This window comes from Phytobacter sp. V69 (assembly GCF_965644215.1).
Lineage (GTDB): Bacteria > Pseudomonadota > Gammaproteobacteria > Enterobacterales > Enterobacteriaceae > Phytobacter.
This window is the reverse complement of sequence record NZ_CBFFRL010000105.1, coordinates 1-16,810: the sequence shown is the minus strand read 5'-3', so window position 1 is coordinate 16,810 and position 16,810 is coordinate 1. Positions and strand designations below refer to the sequence as shown.

The window sequence follows — 16,810 nt, the reverse complement described above, 5'->3', positions numbered from 1 at the left end:
ACGGCCTCATTTCTCGCTGCCGTCCAGATCAGATGCATCGCTCTCTGGGCTAAAATCTTGTGACGACACTATCTAATTCTTCCTTCAATTGAGACGACACAGGCAATGACAATGAAAAAGCATATTTCAGGCGCATTACGTTTATCGGCATTGATGACAGGTCTTCTGCTGGCGTGGCAGGTAAATGCGGCAGAACAACCGAAGGAATTAAATCTGGGCATCCTCGGCGGGCAGAATGCCACGCAGCAAATTGGCGATAACCAGTGCGTTAAAGAGTTCCTGGATAAGGAACTGAGTGTCGACACCAAATTGCGAAACTCTTCTGACTACTCTGGCGTTATCCAGGGTCTGCTGGGCGGGAAAGTTGACGTGGTACTGAGCATGTCGCCGTCTTCTTATGCGTCGGTCTACATCAACAACCCAAAAGCGGTGGATGTTGTCGGTATCGCCGTGGACGATAAAGATCAGTCTCTCGGTTACTACTCTGTGGTTATCGTCAAAGCAGACAGCCCGTATCAGAAGCTGGAAGACCTGAAAGGTAAACCGTTTGGCTTCGCCGATCCGGATTCCACCTCTGGCTTCCTGATCCCGAACCAGACGTTTAAACAGCAGTTCGGCGGCACGTCAGACAACAAATACAACAACTTCTTCTCCAGCGTCACCTTCTCCGGTGGCCACGAGCAGGACATCCTCGGCGTGCTGAACAACCAGTTCGCAGGCGCAGTGACCTGGACATCCATGGTGGGCGACTATAACTCTGGCTACAGCGTAGGCGCATTCAACCGTCTGATCCGTATGGATCATCCGGACCTGATGAAGCAAATCCGCATTATCTGGAAATCACCGCTGATCCCGAACGGCCCGATCCTAGTCAGCAACAGCCTGCCGGCTGATTTCAAAGCCAAAGTCATTACCGCCATCAAAAAACTGGATACCGACAACCACGCCTGTTTCGTGAAGGCGATGGGCGGCACCCAGCACATTGGCCCAGGCAGCGTGGAAGATTTCAAACAGATTATCGATATGAAACGTGAACTGGTGACCGCACGTTAATTCGTGCCACCACGCGTTGCAAAAATAGCCCCTGGCTAAACACCAGGGGCTTTTGTTCGATTGTCATATCCGCACATTACCGGTTAACGCATGAACACATCGAATACGTCGTTTGAGCAGTACTACCTGAACATCAGAATGCGCCAGAAACGCGACACGGTCGCCTGGTCGCTGATATTACTCGCGCTCTATTTTGCCGCCGGCAGCGCCGCGGAATTTAACCTGAACACCATCTGGCAATCGCTGCCAAATTTCATGGATTACATGCTGGAGACTGTGCCGACACTGCACGCCTCGCAGCTGTTTGCCGACAGCCACACCAAAGGCTCGCTGGCTTACTGGGGCTATCGCCTGCCGATTCAGCTCCCGCTTATCTGGGAAACCCTGCAACTTGCGCTGGCGGCGACGCTGGTGTCGTTTGTCGTGGCAGCCGCGCTGGCGTTTCTGGCGGCGAGTAACACCTGGTCACCGCCGTTGGTTCGCTTTGGCGTACGCGCGCTGGTGGCGTTTTTGCGCACCATGCCGGAGCTGGCATGGGCGGTTATCTTTGTAATGGCCTTTGGTATCGGCGCGATCCCCGGTTTTCTGGCGCTGATGCTGCACACTGTCGGCAGCCTGACCAAGCTGTTCTACGAAGCGGTCGAAAGCGCCAATGATCGCCCGGTGCGCGGGCTGGCCGCCTGCGGCGCAAGCCATTTGCAGCGCGTACGCTTTGCGCTGTGGCCGCAGGTGAAACCCATTTTTCTCTCCTATGGGTTTATGCGCCTTGAGATTAACTTCCGCTCCTCCACCATTCTGGGTCTGGTAGGCGCGGGGGGCATCGGCCAGGAGCTGATGACCAATATTAAGCTCGATCGTTACGATCAGGTCAGCATCACGCTGCTGCTGATCATCATCGTGGTGTCAGCGCTGGATACCCTGTCTGGCCGTCTGCGCCAGTGGGTGCTGGAGGGTGGAAAATGAGTCACTGGCAGGCCGCACCGGATGTGGCATTAAGTCGTCAGCAGCATAAGAAACTGTTTCAGGCCCAGGGGCGCTATCTGCGTCGTCTTGGCCTGATTGCGCTGGCAGGGTTGCTCTATTACATCTGGTTTTTTACCCAGTTCGGTATCCCCGTTGACCAGGCGCTCAACGGCATGACGCAAATCGGCCGTTATATCCTGCGCATGTTTGTCTGGCAGGACTTTATGAACTGGCCGTTTCGCTACTACTTCTCGCAGATTGCTATCACCCTCGCCATCGTGTTTGCCGGGACCCTGACCGCAACCTTTATCGCGCTGCTGCTCTCCTTCTTTGCCGCGCGCAATATCATGAAAGGTGGCGTCGCCGGGGTGGTGGCTTTCCTGATGCGTCGTCTGTTCGACCTGCTGCGCGGTATCGATATGGCAATCTGGGGGCTTATCTTTGTGCGTGCCGTGGGCCTTGGACCGCTCGCCGGGGTGCTGGCAATCATCATGCAGGATACCGGGCTGTTGGGGCGTCTGTATGCGGAAAGTCACGAAGCGGTGGACCGTTCGCCGGGTCGCGGGATGACAGCAGTCGGGGCTAACGGTTTGCAAAAACACCGTTTTAGCACCTTTACCCAGTCATTCCCGACTTTCCTGGCGCTCAGCCTGTACCAGATTGAATCTAACACCCGTTCGGCGGCGGTGTTGGGGGTTGTCGGCGCGGGGGGGATCGGCCTGATTTATGCGGAAAACATGCGTCTGTGGAACTGGGATGTGGTGATGTTTATCACCCTGATTCTGGTGGCAGTCGTGATGGCAATGGATGCGGCGTCCGCCTGGCTGCGACGCCGCTATATTACCGGCACGCCGGTTCCGCCCTATAAAGCGCCGTAACGGATCAGTCCAGACGCCAGTTCAGCACCGGCCAACGGTGCTGTTCCCCCTGCTCTGCCAGCTGTGGGCAGGGGTTAACCAGATAAACCTCGTCGGCACGCTGGCACAGCGGCAGGTCGTTGATGGAATCGGTGTAAAACGTCAACGGACCATTGCACGCCGGGTTCGCCTCCAGCCAGGCGTTCAGGCAGGTAATTTTGCCCTGCTGATAGCTTGGCGTGCCGTCGATAATGCCGGTGTAGCGGTCATTGTCCATTTTGACCTCGACGCCAATCGCATGCTGAATACCCAGCGCCGGGGCAATCGCCTTCACCAGTAGGCTGACGGAGGCCGAGATAATCAGCATCGACGTATTTTGCGCCTGTAGCGTCTGAATCAGTTCAAGCGCCTGCGGGTAAATCCGCGGACGAATATCCGTTTGCACACAGCGCGCCACCATCTGGTCGACCTTATCGCGGCTCAGCCCAATAACCGGTGACATCGTCAGCGCAACATAATCGTGCAGGTCCATATTGCCACGGGCGTAATCGAGCATCAGGTGTTCTTCATGCAGCAAATATTCCGGATCGCTGACATACCCTTCGCGCACCAGAAAACGACTCCACAGCGTGCTGCTGTCGCCTTTTATCAGCGTGTTATCCAGATCGAAGACGTAAAGCGGTTGCGACATCGTGTTGACTTCCTTTTTGTCCGTTTTGGACTCAACAGACTGACGACAAAATATGACATCCCGATGTTTCACTGCGCACTTTTTATCCACGTGAAAGTGCCGGATTTACGAAATTATGCACAGGCTTGTGATCGGTGCATTACTGATTTGTACTGGTATTGATCAATGATGTGTTATTAACGCTCGGTTTTTACTCTAATTCCCTACATTTGCTGTTGATTATAAGAAAGGAATTAGCTATCAAATCTGTAGATTCATTCAAGTACCTTTAATTGGAAGCAGTGTATATCGTAGCGAGAATCACAAACGAGATTCACAAAAGCAAATGGAGCCAGATAGGAGCATGTCAGAAGATAAATCCCCAGAATCCTCCGCAGGCAAATGTCCTTTTCATGAAGGCGGTGAAAAATCCGCGAAAAAAAGCAGCGTCACCACTAACCGTGACTGGTGGCCTGAGCAATTGCGCGTGGACCTGCTAAACCAACATTCCAACCGTTCCAACCCCTTAGGCAGCACCTTCAACTATCGCGAAGAGTTCAAGAAAATTGACTATTCCGCGCTGAAAGCCGACATCAGAAAAGTGCTGACCGACTCACAGGACTGGTGGCCTGCTGACTGGGGTAGCTATATCGGGCTGTTTATTCGCATGGCGTGGCACAGCGCCGGGACCTATCGCACCATCGACGGGCGCGGTGGTTCAGGACGCGGCCAGCAGCGTTTCGCCCCGCTCAACTCCTGGCCGGATAACGTCAGCCTGGACAAAGCACGCCGCCTGCTGTGGCCGGTGAAACAGAAATACGGGCAGAAAATTTCCTGGGGCGACCTGATTATTCTGGCCGGTAACGTGGCGCTGGAAAATTCCGGTTTCCGCACCTTCGGTTTCGGTGCCGGGCGTGAAGATGTCTGGGAACCGGACCTCGACGTGAACTGGGGTAACGAAAAAACCTGGCTTGAGCACCGTCATCCAGAAAGCCTTGCCCAGCATGCCATTGGCGCCACCGAAATGGGGCTGATTTACGTGAACCCGGAAGGTCCGAACGCCAGCGGGGAGCCAACCTCCGCCGGGGCCGCCATTCGCGCCACCTTTGGCAACATGGGCATGGACGATGAAGAAATTGTCGCCCTGATTGCCGGTGGCCATACGCTGGGTAAAACCCACGGTGCAGCCTCTGCCGACCATGTGGGCGCTGAGCCGGAAGCCGCAGCCATTGAATCTCAGGGCCTGGGCTGGCACAGCAGCTACGCCAGCGGTGCAGGCGCAGATGCCATCACCTCGGGCCTCGAAGTGGTCTGGACACAAACCCCGACCCAGTGGAGCAACTACTTCTTCGAGAACCTGTTCAAATACGAATGGGTCCAGACCCGCAGCCCGGCCGGGGCCATCCAGTTTGAAGCAAAAGACGCGCCGGACGTTATTCCTGACCCGTTCCATCCGGAGAAAAAACGCAAACCGACCATGCTGGTAACAGACCTGACGCTGCGTTTCGACCCGGACTTCGAGAAAATTTCCCGTCGCTTCCTCAACGATCCGCAGGCCTTTAATGAAGCCTTCGCCCGCGCCTGGTACAAACTGACCCACCGCGATATGGGGCCGAAATCTCGCTACATTGGCCCGGAAGTGCCGAACGAAGATCTGATTTGGCAGGATCCGCTGCCGCAAGCGACCCACAAACCGAGCGATCTGGACATTGCCAGCCTGAAAACGGCGATTGCCGAATCGGGTCTGTCAGTCAGCGAGCTGGTGTCTGTGGCCTGGGCGTCCGCGTCCACCTTCCGTGGCGGCGACAAACGCGGCGGCGCCAACGGCGCACGTCTGGCCTTAGCCCCGCAGAAAGACTGGGAAGTGAACGCCATCGCGGTCAAAGCACTGCTGGTCTTACAGGGCATTCAGCAGGCGTCGGGTAAACCCTCGCTGGCGGATATCATTGTGCTGGCAGGCGGCGTGGGTATTGAGCTCGCCGCAGCCGATGCTGGCGTAAAAATCAGCGTACCGTTCACCCCGGGCCGCGTTGATGCCCGCCAGGATCAGACCGACGTTGAGTCGTTCAAATGGATTGAGCCGCTGGCCGATGGCTTCCGTAACTATCGCCGCGTCGCGGATGAAGTCTCAACCGAAACGCTGCTGGTGGATAAAGCGCAGCAGCTAACGCTGACCGCGCCGGAGATGACCGTTCTGGTCGGTGGCCTGCGCGCCCTCGGCGCCAACTATGACGGCAGCCAGCACGGTGTCTTTACCGATCGTCCAGGTGTGCTCAGCACCGATTTCTTCGTGAATCTGCTAGATATGCGCACCGTGTGGAAACCGGTTGATGCAAAAGCGGAGCTGTTTGAAGGCCGTGACCGTGCGAGCGGTGAAGTGAACTATACCGCTACCCGCGCCGACCTGGTGTTTGGTTCTAACTCGATTCTGCGTGCTCTTGCTGAGGTGTACGCCAGTGACGATGCCAAAGAGAAATTTGTCACCGATTTCGTTGCCGCATGGACGAAAGTGATGAACCTCGACCGTTTCGATCTGCAGTAATCGACAACCCGGCGAGGCTGACTCGCCGGGTTTTTTTATTCCGCTAAAAACACATGCGGTTTTTCACTTTGCGGGTGATTTTCCACCCGCACATCGGCCTGATACCATTTTTCGATGATCGACGTCTGAATAACCGACTGCGGCGTGCCCTGCGCCACCAGTTTTCCCTGATGCAGCAGTAAGATCCGATCCGCCCACAGCGCCGCCAGATTCAGATCGTGGAGTACCGCGCAGATGTGCAGTTTTCCGCTGCGGGTCAGGCTCTTCATTAGACGCAACAGCTGCTGCTGATGGTAAAGATCCAGCGCGGAGGTCGGTTCATCAAGAAACAGCCACCCCTGCGGGCCATCATCCTGCCAGAGCTGCGCCAGACTGCGCGCCAGCTGAACGCGCTGCTGCTCCCCGCCGGACAGCGTGGTATAGCGGCGGCCCGCCAGTTCGCTACAGCGGGTCAGCGCCATCACGCTGCGCACAATCTCACCTTCATTGCGCGGCCCCCAGGGAGCACGCCCCATGGCGATAATCCCTTCGACCGGCCAGTCAAACTGCATCTGAGTTTGTTGCAGCATCACCGCCCGGTGGCGGGACAGCGCCTCGGGCGGCCAGTCGTGCAACGGGCGACCATCCAGACGGCACTGACCCTCTTTGGCAGCTAAAAACCCGGTGAGCAGGCGCAGCAATGTCGATTTTCCCGCACCGTTGGGGCCAATCAGCGCCACCAGTTCTCCCGCTTCAAGGGTGACGGAGACATCGTTGATCAGCTGACGCGACCCTATCCTCAGATTGAGGTGCTCTGCCGATAGACACTTAACCATGGGTTTCCCTCCCCTGACGGAAAATAAGCCACAAGAACCACGGCGCACCCAGCACGCTGGTGAGCAGCCCTACCGGCATTTCAGCGGGGGCTACCACCGTGCGGGCAATGGTATCGGCAATCAGCAGCAGCATGGCCCCGGCCAGCACCGAACCGGGCACCAGCGCCCGATGGTCAGCCCCCAGCCACAGACGCATCAAGTGCGGCACCACCAGGCCAATAAAGCTGATAATGCCGCTGATGGCGACGCTGGCAGCGACCAGCAGCGCGCTGCACAGCAGCAGCAAACGCTGCAACATGGGTACGTTCACGCCAAGGTAGTGGGCCTCTTCATCGCCCAGTTGCAGCAGATTGAGCTGCCCGGCCACGCGCCAGACCACCACGGCAGACGGCACCATCAGCGTGGCGGCCACGCCAAGCGTTGACCATTGTGCCTGCCCAAGCCCGCCCATTCCCCAGAGGGAGAGCTGGCGCAGCTGGGCATCGTTACTGATCCACGACAGCATCCCCACCAGCGCCACGCACAGGGCGTTGATGGCGATGCCGACCAACAGCAATTTCGAGAGTGAAGTGTCGCGGGTTTTGCTGAGGATGAAGATAACCACCATCACCCCGAAGCTGCCAAGAAAAGCCGCCAGCATTGGGGCATAGAGGGCCACCAGAGCGGGAACCGTAAACGGCAGCACCAGCCAGCAGGCCACCGCCAGTGCCGCGCCGCTGCTGACACCGAGCAGACTTGGGTCCGCCAGCGGATTACGAAACAACCCCTGCATCACACAGCCGGAAAGCGCCAGCGACGCCCCCACCACCAGCGCCAGCAACACGCGCGGAAGGCGAATCGTCAGCCAAATCTGGCGCAGCGCTTCGTCACCGCTGTGCCAGAGGCTGGCGAGCGGAAGCTGCATCGCTCCTACCGTACTGGCCATCAGCGTTACCCCTGCCAGCAGCACCGTCAGCCCCCATAGATAGCGGGTCACATGGCGCATTAAGGCAGTTGCTCCGCTTTCTCACGTAGTGCTTTCAGCGCCTGCGGGGTACGAACGCCAAAACCGAGCAGCGCAATATCGTCAACGATCAGCAGTTGCTTACTGCGCCCGGCGGGCGTTTGTGCAAGACCCGGGAGTTTCCACAGGTTCTCTTCCCCACCCATGCTTTTCACACCATCGGCGGAAATCACCACCAGGTCTGGCTTGCTGGCGATCACGCCCTCTTGTGAGAGGTTGCGATAGTGGCTAAAGCCCTGCATGGCGTTGGTTAAGCCCGCGGCACGGATAGCGCCATCGGCGGCCGTCTCCTGGCCTGCAACCATTGACCCCATCCCGCCGTGGCTGAGGATAAACAGCACGCGCTTGTTAAGCGGCTGCTTCGGTAACGCGGCAATCTCGGCATCCAGCTTTTTACGCAGGACTGCGCCCTCATCCGCTTTGCCGATGGCCGCCGCTACAACGTCCACTTTTTTATCGATAGCCGCCACATCGTAACCGCCGGGCACGTTCACCAGCTTGACGTTGTTCTCTTCCACTTTTTTCAGCACCAGCGAGGGCTGCGCCTGATCGCTGGCCAGCACGAGAGTCGGGCGCAGCGAGAGGATCCCTTCGGCATTCAACTGGCGTACATAGCCCACATCGGGCAGTTTTTGCACCTCGGCAGGCCAGGTGCTGGTGCTGTCACGCGCGACCATCTGCGGCCCCGCCCCCAGTGCCCAGGCAATTTCGGTGACATCACCACCGAGCGTGACAATCCGCTCAGCGGCGGCGCTGGCCATCAGCGGCAGCGCCGCCAGCAGCAGGACGAGTTTTTTCATGCGGCTTTTCCTTTCTCTACCAGCGCATCCACCTGTGAGCGCCACTGGTTTTGTTCCGGCTGGCCTTCGCTGCGTTGACCGTACAGCTGGGCGATTTGCGTGCCATCGGCGGCAAACAGCTCGAGGCTGGTGACATGCCCGTCGGCGGTCGGCTTGCGGGTTATCCAGCTTTCCGCGATGGTCTCTTCACGCAGGTGCAGGGTGAAAGCCGGGTTGAAAATGTTGATCCAGCCTTTCATCGGCGTCACTTTTTCCAGCGCACCGGTAAAGATCTGCACGCAGCCACGGTTGCCAACGAAGATCATAATTTCGTTGCCATCCTGCAGCACGGTATCGAGCAGTTGCGGTAGCGCTTCGTTCGCCACCTGCAGGGCGAGATCGTCCCCCACCAGACGGAAGGCCTGCTGACGAGAAATATTGTGTTGTTTCAGCAGACCAAAGAACTGGTGCACATCGGTCATTGCGCGCCAGGCTTTGTCCAGCGCCGAGCCGTTGGCGTCCTGCGCGTAGCCCGGCGCATCGGCCGGTTGCAACGTTAACGGCTGTGCTTGCGGGGCGCTAAAACGAGCGAGCACCTCATCCCACGCGGCGCGATCGGTCTGCTCTGTGGCGTACACTTTCAGCACCGCATCGCCCTGATGGTCAAAGAATTGAATGCTCTGACGTTCACCACGGGCACTGGCTTCACGCACAAAAAAGGCGCTGGCCCACTGGCTGACAAACAGACGCAGATCCAGCGCACGTGGGTTCAGTACTAAACCTGCACGTTCACTGATATGCAGATTGGTAAAGCTGCCCAGATGTTCGTGAACCGCATACTCATTGCGACAGATGCACTTGGTTTCACCCACCAGCTCCAGCGCACTCAGGATCTCGCGGGCGTTATTCGTCAGCGCGGTGGCGTCATGCCCCGTGCGGGCGAGCGTCAGTTCCGCTTCACTTATGCCCATCTCAGTGGCGATGTCGCGTGCGTATTTGCCCGGCGTCGCGGTTTTGATGTCCTGATACTGCTGCCAGAGTGCGGCGTAATCTTGCGATGAATGGGTCATGGATGTGCTTCCTTTATTATGAGAAACCTCCGGCATGCAGGCCGGAGGGCAGGTTAAGTGGAACAAAAATTAGAAATCGACGTTCACGCCCAGTTGCCATGTACGACCAGGCATCACCGCCAGCGCTTTGTCGTAGGCATCCTGGTTGGTGGTCTCTTCCTGGGTACGGCTGTTCAGGTAATCCCAGTATTTGCGATCGGTAATGTTGTAAACGCCGCCGTGCAGTTTGACGTTCTTCGCCACCTGCCAGTACGCGGTCCAGTCCAGCATACCGTAGCCCGGCACAAGCATGTATTCGGTGCTGGATTCGCCAAGGGACGAGCCGGTGTTGGTGTAGGATTCGCGGGTGGTCGCCGTGGCCTGTTTGCCTTTCACGAAGGTGGCGGTCAGCGCAGTACCGTAACGTTTCGCCGGGTCATCCCAGGCCACGCCCACGATGGCTTTCATTGGTGCTACGCTATCCAGGTCGATGTATTTGTCGCCCATATAGCTCGATTTCGACTGGCCTTGCGTGTAGCCGTACGCCAGGGTCGCGCTCAGGCCATTGACCTCTTCAAACCAGGTGCCGAAGTTAAATTTGGTGCTGATTTCACCGCCATAGATATAGGCTTTATCGCGGTTTTCTGCCTGATAAATAGTGTAAATGTTAGACGGTACGCGGGTGAACTTGTCCGGGTTGCCACTACGGGTGTAACGCGTATAGGCGATAAAGTTCTTATAGCTGTTGTAGAACAGCGCGGTGCGCATGGTAATACCTTCCGTCACCTCGCCTTTCATCCCCCACTCGAGGTTGTCGCTGGTTTCAGTTTTAAGATCGGTATTGCCGATCAGCGCATACTGGCCACGACCTGCGTAGCTTGAGCCCAGGTTCCATGAGCCGTACAGCTGGCTGGCGTTCGGGAATTCCGCCCCGCGTTTGTATTGCAGGTAGGTCATCAGGCGCGGCGTCAGATCGTACTGGAAGGTCAGCGACGGCAGCCATTGGGTGTCTGAGTTTTTACCATACAGCGTGGAAACATCGGATTCATCCAGCACCGAACTGTTGGTGGTCAGGCTGGCGAGGTTGTCCGGTTTCATCGACTGATGCACAACGCGCACGCCTGGGATAATCGCGAAATTATGGTCGGCAAGGTCGAAGTTAATCTGATCCTGAACGAACGCACCCAGCGTGTAGCCGCTGCTGTCCGCTTCCGGCTGCATGATTTCGCTGTAGATGCTCGGTACCGGCGACTGGCTGAACGGACGCTTGGTCTTGGTGGTGCTGGCGTTGAAGCCGGCGCTCAGATCGTGGCGACCAATGGTTTTCGCCAGCGCGTTCTGGATGCCCCAGGTGTCGGTGTCATAGTTTGAATTCACCGTCTCCATTGACAGCGTGGTGCTGTCCGGCATGTAGGTCCAGTCGTGAGCTTCCGTATGCTGGTAGTAAACCTTGGTGGACATGCTGTCCAGCCACGCATTCATCGGCGTCCAGTCATCTTTCAGGCTAAGACCCCAGCGACGTGACTGGCTGGTTTGATTCGCCGTACCGATGATTGAACTGCCCGCGCTGTTCCACGCATCGTAATGGGTGTGGTTGGTTTTGTGGTAGTAATCGAAGGTACCGGTAAATTTGTGCACGTCATTCGGCTGCCAGATACCGGAGGCCAGCATCGCATCGGAGTGCCAGTTGGCCGGGTACGCGTCAATCGTACCGCTGTTATTGCGGGTCTGCTGACCATCGCGACGGCTGTAGACAAAGATGCCGCGCAGGGTTTCATCGCCGCCCGCCGCAGTCAGGCCGTTGTGCCAGCTGCGATCCGCAGAATCATAATCCGACTGATAACCAAACCAGGTCTGCTTACCCGGGTGCAGGTAAGTGTCTGCCGACTTCGGCTGGAACGAGACGTTACCACCGATAGAGGTGTTGGCGGTTTCGGTTGAGCTCGCACCAGACTGGATATCAATCCCACCGTACATATACGGGTCGATATAGTCGCGACCAATACCAAAGGTGTTCAGGCCTGCACGGCTGACATAGCTACGCCCGGTAGCGTCGGGTTGCGGAATGCCGTCAACGTCGATACCGACACGGTTACTTTCCATCCCACGGATGTTGTATCCGGTATAGCCGCCACGGTCAAAGCCGCTTTTGCCGTTGCCGGAACCACCGCTGGCCCCCGTCGCGCTGATAAGCGGCTCATAGCGCATGATCGAGCCAAAATCGTTGGCCCCTTTGTTTTGCAGATCCTCCGCGCTCACCGTATGATTGCTGCCCGCTTTCAGTACAGGAGCCGGCGCGGTAACAACCATCTCATCGGCATTGTCCTGCCGGGTATCGGTCGACGTGGTCTGTTTTACATTGGTATCAGCCGCCATAGCCGTGGTCTGATACAGTGCTGCGAGCAGTGAAGTCACCAGGAGGCTCTTGCGAAACGGTGCCCGGGAAAGTTGCGATATACCCATAATTTTTTGCAAGCCTTAGAATTTATTAGTATCGGCTCACCCTTGCTTCCAGTTTTTTTATTGAGTGGCGGTGCCAACACGCGACACGTTGTGTCACTCTTTTCTTAGGACTGAATAGTAATGATAACAATTATCACTTGCAACAACTTCACAATGACTTCACTTTTTTTGCATTCTTTTGTCTACAATGGGGCAATGTTTACATTTCACGGTTAACACAATCATGCAGACCAAACCCGCTATCACCTTGCAGTACTGTTCCCAGTGCAACTGGATGCTTCGCGCCAGTTGGATGGCGCAGGAACTCCTTCACAGCTTTAGCGCCGACTTAGGCTCCGTCACCCTGGTGCCGGGAACAGGCGGTATTTTTGTGATTGAAATCGACGGAAAGGTTATCTGGGATCGGAAACTGGATGGCGGTTTTCCGGATGCGGCTGAGCTGAAACGCCGCGTGCGGGACTACTGCTTCCCGGAAAAAGATCTCGGGCATGTGGAAAAGAAAAGCGACTGAGCGAACGGCAGAGGGCATCCGGCCCTCTGTCCTGCCATCAGGCGTTGTAGTGCGCGGCCAGTTTGTCGAGGAAGACAAACAGCGCCTGATTTATCTGGCGCTAATCGTGCGCACGCAGACGTTCCGGCGTATCAACGAAGCGCAATTCCCCCGCGCGGCTTAAATCCTTTTCTGAGTGTGCAATCAGCAGTTCCACCACTTCCCGCGTCAGCTCCATATGGCACTGGAAACCGAAAACGCGATCCGATTAGGCCACAATCTGGCGTGGGCAGCCTGTGCTAAAAGCGATGATTTGCGCATCGGCGGTCAGTCCCGGCATATCGTTATGCCAGTGTCCGACCTCCAGCGTCTGGCCAAAGTGGTCAAATAGCGGGTGGCGCTGTCCGGCTTCGGTCAGGGTGATGGGGAACTTACCAATCTCTTTTTCCGGGCTATGGGCAAACGATGCGCCGAGCGCCTCGCCAATCAGCTGAGACCCCAGGCAAATTCCCAGCACTACCTTCCCGGCATGCACCGCCGCGGCAATCAACGCCTGTTCGCCCAAAGAATCAAAATGCGGACACTGTGCTTTTGTGGTCGCCGGATCCTGCGGGCCACCAATAACAATCAGAAAATCGAGGCCATCGGCATTTTCCGGCAACGCATCCCCGGCATAGCCCCGGGAAAAGATCACCTCGTGCCCCTGCCCTCTGGCCCAGGTTTCATAGGCACCAGGGGCTTCAAAATCTTCATGGACGATAAAATGTACGCGCATCGATGATAACTCCATAACAGTAAGAGTCGACCCGTTAAAGGTCGGTAAAACAATAGATTAACGAAGTACGCCCACCAGCGCGGTTGCCAGCGCGCCGGTGGCGGCGTCATCCAGATCGGAGACGGTAATCCGCAGCCCGTGACAGGCCTGTTCAAGGCCAAAGATTTCCCCACCGCGCACCAGCCAGCCGTAACGGGCCAGCGCCATCACCGCCGCGCTACTGTCGGTGGTGAGCGGCAGCCAGATATTTAGCCCGTCGTGCACTGGTGAGACCGCAACGCCGCGCTGCTGTAGCGCATGGAGAAGCCCCTCGCGGCGTGCGCGGTAGGTCTGTTTTACCGTTTCGAGGTTTTCTGCAAGCTCGGGGGATGCAAGGCTGGCGGTGGCGATGTCCTGAATCAGATGGCTGACCCAGTTGGTGCCGCCATTCAACCGCTGCTGTATGCGCAAAGAGGTTTCCGGGTCGCTGGCGACAAAGGCCAGGCGCAAATCCGGGCCAAGGAATTTCGATGTTGAGCGAATGAGCGCCCAGTGCCGGGTACCGGCTGGGATCACTGAGTGATAATCGTGGGTTGAAAGCCGGGAGAAGTGGTCATCAACAATCACCAGCACTTCCGGATATTTTTCCAGTACATCACGTACTTTCGCGGCGCGTTCGGCGCTAAGCCCCCATCCCGTTGGATTATGCGCGCGCGGTGTGATCACCACCGCCTGCACGCCAGAGGCCAGCGCGGCTTCTAGCGCTTCACACTGGATCCCCTGCTCGTCCATGGCCACGCCCAGCGGTGCCAGCCGGTGGTTTTTCAGGGTATTGATGCTGCTCAGGAAGCAGGGATCTTCCATTGCCACCCGGTCACCGGCGATAAGGTAGCTGGTGAGCAGCCGCTCGATAGCGTCCACGGCCCCGCTGGTCAGGTTCAATTCATATCTGGTGTGAATATCTTCATCCATCCAGCGGCGACCAATCTGCTCGAGTTCGCTATTGATAAGCGCTTCACCGTACAACCTTGGCGGCCTGCTGCTTGATGCCGGCAAGCGCAGTTCGGGCAGTAACGCAGGAGACGGGTTACCTCCGGCCAGGTCTCTGAGCGCGATCCCAGGCGTTGCGCCCTCCTGGATTACCGGGGCCAGCGTGTCGCGGATCAGCGTGCCATTACGCCCTTTGCTGAGCGCAAGCCCGCTATCCACCAGCCTTTTGTAGGCGGCAGCCACCGTATTGCGGTTCACATTTAGCTGTTCGGCGAGCTCACGCATCGGGGGCAATGCCGTCCCGGCGGTCAGTTCACCGGTCTGTACCATCGCCCGTATCCGATCGAAAATTTCGCCTGCTGTTTTTCCGGTAATGTTCATTGATCTATGACAAAGTGGTTATTATCCTGTGACAATCTTAAATCGCCTGTTCTGGAGTGTCCATTCATCATGAAAATTATTCCCGACAATGACCTGCCCGATACACCGCAAACGGCCCCGCGCCATGAAATGCACGGCCTGTGGCCGAAAGCTGAAACCCTGGACGATTTCCGCCATAACCTGGCCGCGGTGAACACGCGTATCGCCAGCGCCTGCCAGCGGGTCGGGCGCAATCCGCACGACGTCCGACTGCTGCCGGTCAGCAAAACCATGGACGAGGCGCATATCCGCCTGGCGCACGCGGCGGGCTGCACGATGCTGGGCGAGAACAAAGTGCAGGAGGCGTGGGGTAAATCGCAGGCGATGGCCGATCTCAGTGCGCTGAAATGGTCGGTTATCGGCCATCTGCAAACCAACAAAGCAAAGCTGGTGGCTCGTTTTGCCAGTGAATTTCAGGCGCTGGACAGCCTGCGGCTGGCACAGGCGTTGGATCGCTATCTGCAAAGCGAGGGGCGCGCTATCGATGTGTTTGTCCAGGTCAACACCTCCAGCGAAGCGAGCAAATACGGGCTGGAGGCCGGGGAGGTCGAAGACTTTATTAAGCAGATTTCTACGTTCGATACCCTGCGTATTCGCGGCCTGATGACGCTGGCGGAATTTACCCGCGACGCAGAGCGCGTACGGACCTGTTTTGTCCGCCTGCGTACGCTGCGCGACCAGTTGTGTGAACGTGCACCGGCGGGCATTCAGCCACAGGAATTGTCGATGGGCATGTCCGGTGATTTCGAAATCGCCATTGAAGAAGGAGCGACCGTCGTGCGCGTCGGACAGGCCATTTTTGGTGCCCGCACGTTACCGGACGAATATTACTGGCCGACCGGCGATAAAAAATAACGGATAGCGGGCAGGAAACACGCCGCGTTTTCCTGCTCATTTACTGGATAATAATCTGCATGCCTGTGGTCTTATTATCTCCTCTCCTGAATAGCCACTTTCTGCATAAAACATTTTTCTGCAAATAATCCTGCACGCAGTAAATATTTATTTACCAATTCTCACCCAACCTATTGATAAATTTAAATATAACCCTGTTTGAGTGATCCGCCTCATATTGTTTATTTTTCCCCATTCAGCATTTTCTGATGCCCGATATGATGCGAAAAATATTCACAATGGAGATCGCTATGAATAAAAATGAATCAATTAAGAATATCGACTTATTCACCGATGCGGACAAAGAATGCATGAAATCCTTTTCTCAGCTGGCCGAGATGATCGCTGGTTTGATTGGCCCACACTGTGAAGTAGTGCTGCATTCATTTGAAGATCATAACGTGTCGGTAAATAAAATTATTAATGGCCACCACACCGGCAGAACAGTCGGTTCCCCCATTACCGATATGGGGCTTAAGACGCTGCAATTGTTCAACAAAACCGGGATCAATAATACGCTGAGCTATTTCACGCGAAATAAAAAAGGCGAACTGTTTAAATCGGCCACCTCGGTGCTTTTCGGCGAAGAAGGCAAAGCGATTGGCTTATTCTGCGTCAATATCAATCTCTCGGTCCCGTTTAATCAGATGCTCGAAACCCTGCTCCCGGATGGCGAAAAACCCACGCCCTTCACCGAACACTTCGGATCCAGCCCCGCTGAAGTGGTGATGGAAGCGGCAGATAAAGCCATCGCCAGCGTGCAGAAAGATGTGACGATCACTAGTAAATTCAAAAACAAGGAAACCGTTAACCAACTGTACAGCAACGGGATATTTGAATTAAAAGACGCGGTGAAGATCGTCGCCGCCCGTCTTGGCATCACCCGTTATGCCATCTACAAATACCTTCGCGAGCTCAAATCCCGCCCCGCCTGATCTCTTTTCTGCGCAGTCACCGCGGCTGCGCCCTTTTTCACTTTTCCCTTCACTCCCTGAACCGCCCCGGTTTTCCTGGAGAGTATTTTAGTTGGGAACTCAGGCTGCCAGATCCTTATTCCCGATGGAAGCA

General features: G+C 56.5%; 14 protein-coding genes and 1 pseudogene. 7 read left to right on the top strand and 8 right to left on the bottom strand.

Annotated elements, in window-relative coordinates; genetic code table 11:
* Positions 1-111 precede the first annotated feature (111 nt).
* From phnD to phnE (ACSZPU_RS15320), 3 genes are all read left to right on the top strand, one after another.
* A complete protein-coding gene (gene phnD, locus ACSZPU_RS15330) occupies positions 112-1,053 on the top strand; it encodes a phosphonate ABC transporter substrate-binding protein (RefSeq protein WP_499000368.1) in 942 nt (313 codons plus the stop codon).
* 90 nt (positions 1,054-1,143) lie between these two features.
* Positions 1,144-2,016 carry a phosphonate ABC transporter, permease protein PhnE gene (phnE, locus tag ACSZPU_RS15325; protein WP_499000367.1) on the top strand — a complete coding sequence of 291 codons (873 nt, stop codon included), beginning with the start codon at positions 1,144-1,146 and terminating at the stop codon, positions 2,014-2,016.
* Positions 2,013-2,894 carry a phosphonate ABC transporter, permease protein PhnE gene (gene phnE, locus ACSZPU_RS15320; RefSeq protein WP_499000364.1) on the top strand — a complete coding sequence of 294 codons (882 nt, stop codon included), beginning with the start codon at positions 2,013-2,015 and terminating at the stop codon, positions 2,892-2,894. The genes phnE (ACSZPU_RS15325) and phnE (ACSZPU_RS15320) overlap by 4 nt, the downstream gene beginning before the upstream one ends.
* Positions 2,895-2,898: 4 nt before the next feature.
* Here phnE (ACSZPU_RS15320) and ACSZPU_RS15315 read toward each other — a convergent pair whose 3' ends face one another.
* Positions 2,899-3,564 (bottom strand): HAD family hydrolase, encoded by a 666-nt coding sequence (locus tag ACSZPU_RS15315; protein WP_499000363.1) that lies wholly within the window; start codon positions 3,562-3,564, stop codon positions 2,899-2,901.
* Between the two features lie 325 nt (positions 3,565-3,889).
* Between ACSZPU_RS15315 and katG the strand changes: the two genes are divergently transcribed.
* A complete protein-coding gene (katG, locus tag ACSZPU_RS15310) occupies positions 3,890-6,085 on the top strand; it encodes a catalase/peroxidase HPI (RefSeq protein ID WP_499000361.1) in 2,196 nt (731 codons plus the stop codon).
* 35 nt (positions 6,086-6,120) lie between these two features.
* On the opposite strand, the gene ACSZPU_RS15305 is transcribed toward katG, so the two are convergent.
* The 5 genes from ACSZPU_RS15305 to ACSZPU_RS15285 all read right to left on the bottom strand — a co-directional run bounded on the left by ACSZPU_RS15305 (position 6,121) and on the right by ACSZPU_RS15285 (position 12,194).
* Positions 6,121-6,900, bottom strand: coding sequence for a heme ABC transporter ATP-binding protein (locus tag ACSZPU_RS15305; RefSeq protein ID WP_499000359.1), 780 nt, complete (start codon positions 6,898-6,900; stop codon positions 6,121-6,123).
* Positions 6,893-7,885: a FecCD family ABC transporter permease gene (locus ACSZPU_RS15300; RefSeq protein ID WP_499000357.1), complete on the bottom strand. Its 993-nt coding sequence runs from the start codon at positions 7,883-7,885 to the stop codon at positions 6,893-6,895. Before ACSZPU_RS15300 ends, ACSZPU_RS15305 begins: the two co-directional genes overlap by 8 nt.
* Complete coding sequence (locus ACSZPU_RS15295) at positions 7,885-8,703, bottom strand: heme/hemin ABC transporter substrate-binding protein (protein WP_499000355.1); 819 nt, start codon at positions 8,701-8,703, stop codon at positions 7,885-7,887. The genes ACSZPU_RS15300 and ACSZPU_RS15295 overlap by 1 nt, the downstream gene beginning before the upstream one ends.
* Positions 8,700-9,752: a hemin-degrading factor gene (locus tag ACSZPU_RS15290; RefSeq protein WP_499000353.1), complete on the bottom strand. Its 1,053-nt coding sequence runs from the start codon at positions 9,750-9,752 to the stop codon at positions 8,700-8,702. The genes ACSZPU_RS15295 and ACSZPU_RS15290 overlap by 4 nt, the downstream gene beginning before the upstream one ends.
* Positions 9,753-9,821: 69 nt before the next feature.
* The gene (locus ACSZPU_RS15285) at positions 9,822-12,194 is read right to left on the bottom strand and encodes a TonB-dependent receptor domain-containing protein (protein WP_499000350.1); all 2,373 of its coding nucleotides are present in this window, start codon (positions 12,192-12,194) and stop codon (positions 9,822-9,824) included.
* Between the two features lie 223 nt (positions 12,195-12,417).
* On the opposite strand from ACSZPU_RS15285, the gene ACSZPU_RS15280 reads away from it, so the two are divergent.
* Positions 12,418-12,705: an Rdx family protein gene (locus ACSZPU_RS15280; RefSeq protein WP_499000347.1), complete on the top strand. Its 288-nt coding sequence runs from the start codon at positions 12,418-12,420 to the stop codon at positions 12,703-12,705.
* A 37-nt stretch (positions 12,706-12,742) separates the two neighbouring features.
* Here the strand turns inward: ACSZPU_RS15280 and ACSZPU_RS15275 are convergent.
* Positions 12,743-13,459, bottom strand: a pseudogene (locus ACSZPU_RS15275) (type 1 glutamine amidotransferase).
* 57 nt (positions 13,460-13,516) lie between these two features.
* Positions 13,517-14,809, bottom strand: coding sequence for a MocR-like B6 salvage transcription factor PtsJ (ptsJ, locus tag ACSZPU_RS15270; protein WP_499000345.1), 1,293 nt, complete (start codon positions 14,807-14,809; stop codon positions 13,517-13,519).
* A gap of 69 nt (positions 14,810-14,878) precedes the next feature.
* On the opposite strand from ptsJ, the gene ACSZPU_RS15265 reads away from it, so the two are divergent.
* The gene (locus ACSZPU_RS15265; RefSeq protein WP_499000343.1) at positions 14,879-15,703 is read left to right on the top strand and encodes a YggS family pyridoxal phosphate-dependent enzyme; all 825 of its coding nucleotides are present in this window, start codon (positions 14,879-14,881) and stop codon (positions 15,701-15,703) included.
* 290 nt (positions 15,704-15,993) lie between these two features.
* A complete protein-coding gene (locus tag ACSZPU_RS15260) occupies positions 15,994-16,677 on the top strand; it encodes a helix-turn-helix transcriptional regulator (protein WP_499000342.1) in 684 nt (227 codons plus the stop codon).
* The last annotated feature ends 133 nt before the right edge of the window (positions 16,678-16,810 follow it).

Excerpts from the sequence above, each read along its gene's own strand:
- ACSZPU_RS15290 (WP_499000353.1), bottom strand. The coding sequence starts at position 9,752 with ATGACCCATTCATCGCAAGATTACGCCGCACTCTGGCAGCAGTATCAG.
- katG (WP_499000361.1), top strand. The coding sequence starts at position 3,890 with ATGGAGCCAGATAGGAGCATGTCAGAAGATAAATCCCCAGAATCCTCC.
- phnE (WP_499000364.1), top strand. The coding sequence starts at position 2,013 with ATGAGTCACTGGCAGGCCGCACCGGATGTGGCATTAAGTCGTCAGCAG.
- phnD (WP_499000368.1), top strand. The coding sequence starts at position 112 with ATGAAAAAGCATATTTCAGGCGCATTACGTTTATCGGCATTGATGACA.
- ACSZPU_RS15300 (WP_499000357.1), bottom strand. The coding sequence starts at position 7,885 with ATGCGCCATGTGACCCGCTATCTATGGGGGCTGACGGTGCTGCTGGCA.
- ACSZPU_RS15315 (WP_499000363.1), bottom strand. The coding sequence starts at position 3,564 with ATGTCGCAACCGCTTTACGTCTTCGATCTGGATAACACGCTGATAAAA.
- ACSZPU_RS15305 (WP_499000359.1), bottom strand. The coding sequence starts at position 6,900 with ATGGTTAAGTGTCTATCGGCAGAGCACCTCAATCTGAGGATAGGGTCG.
- ACSZPU_RS15265 (WP_499000343.1), top strand. The coding sequence starts at position 14,879 with ATGAAAATTATTCCCGACAATGACCTGCCCGATACACCGCAAACGGCC.
- ACSZPU_RS15260 (WP_499000342.1), top strand. The coding sequence starts at position 15,994 with ATGAATAAAAATGAATCAATTAAGAATATCGACTTATTCACCGATGCG.
- ptsJ (WP_499000345.1), bottom strand. The coding sequence starts at position 14,809 with ATGAACATTACCGGAAAAACAGCAGGCGAAATTTTCGATCGGATACGG.
- ACSZPU_RS15295 (WP_499000355.1), bottom strand. The coding sequence starts at position 8,703 with ATGAAAAAACTCGTCCTGCTGCTGGCGGCGCTGCCGCTGATGGCCAGC.
- phnE (WP_499000367.1), top strand. The coding sequence starts at position 1,144 with ATGAACACATCGAATACGTCGTTTGAGCAGTACTACCTGAACATCAGA.
- ACSZPU_RS15285 (WP_499000350.1), bottom strand. The coding sequence starts at position 12,194 with ATGGGTATATCGCAACTTTCCCGGGCACCGTTTCGCAAGAGCCTCCTG.
- ACSZPU_RS15280 (WP_499000347.1), top strand. The coding sequence starts at position 12,418 with ATGCAGACCAAACCCGCTATCACCTTGCAGTACTGTTCCCAGTGCAAC.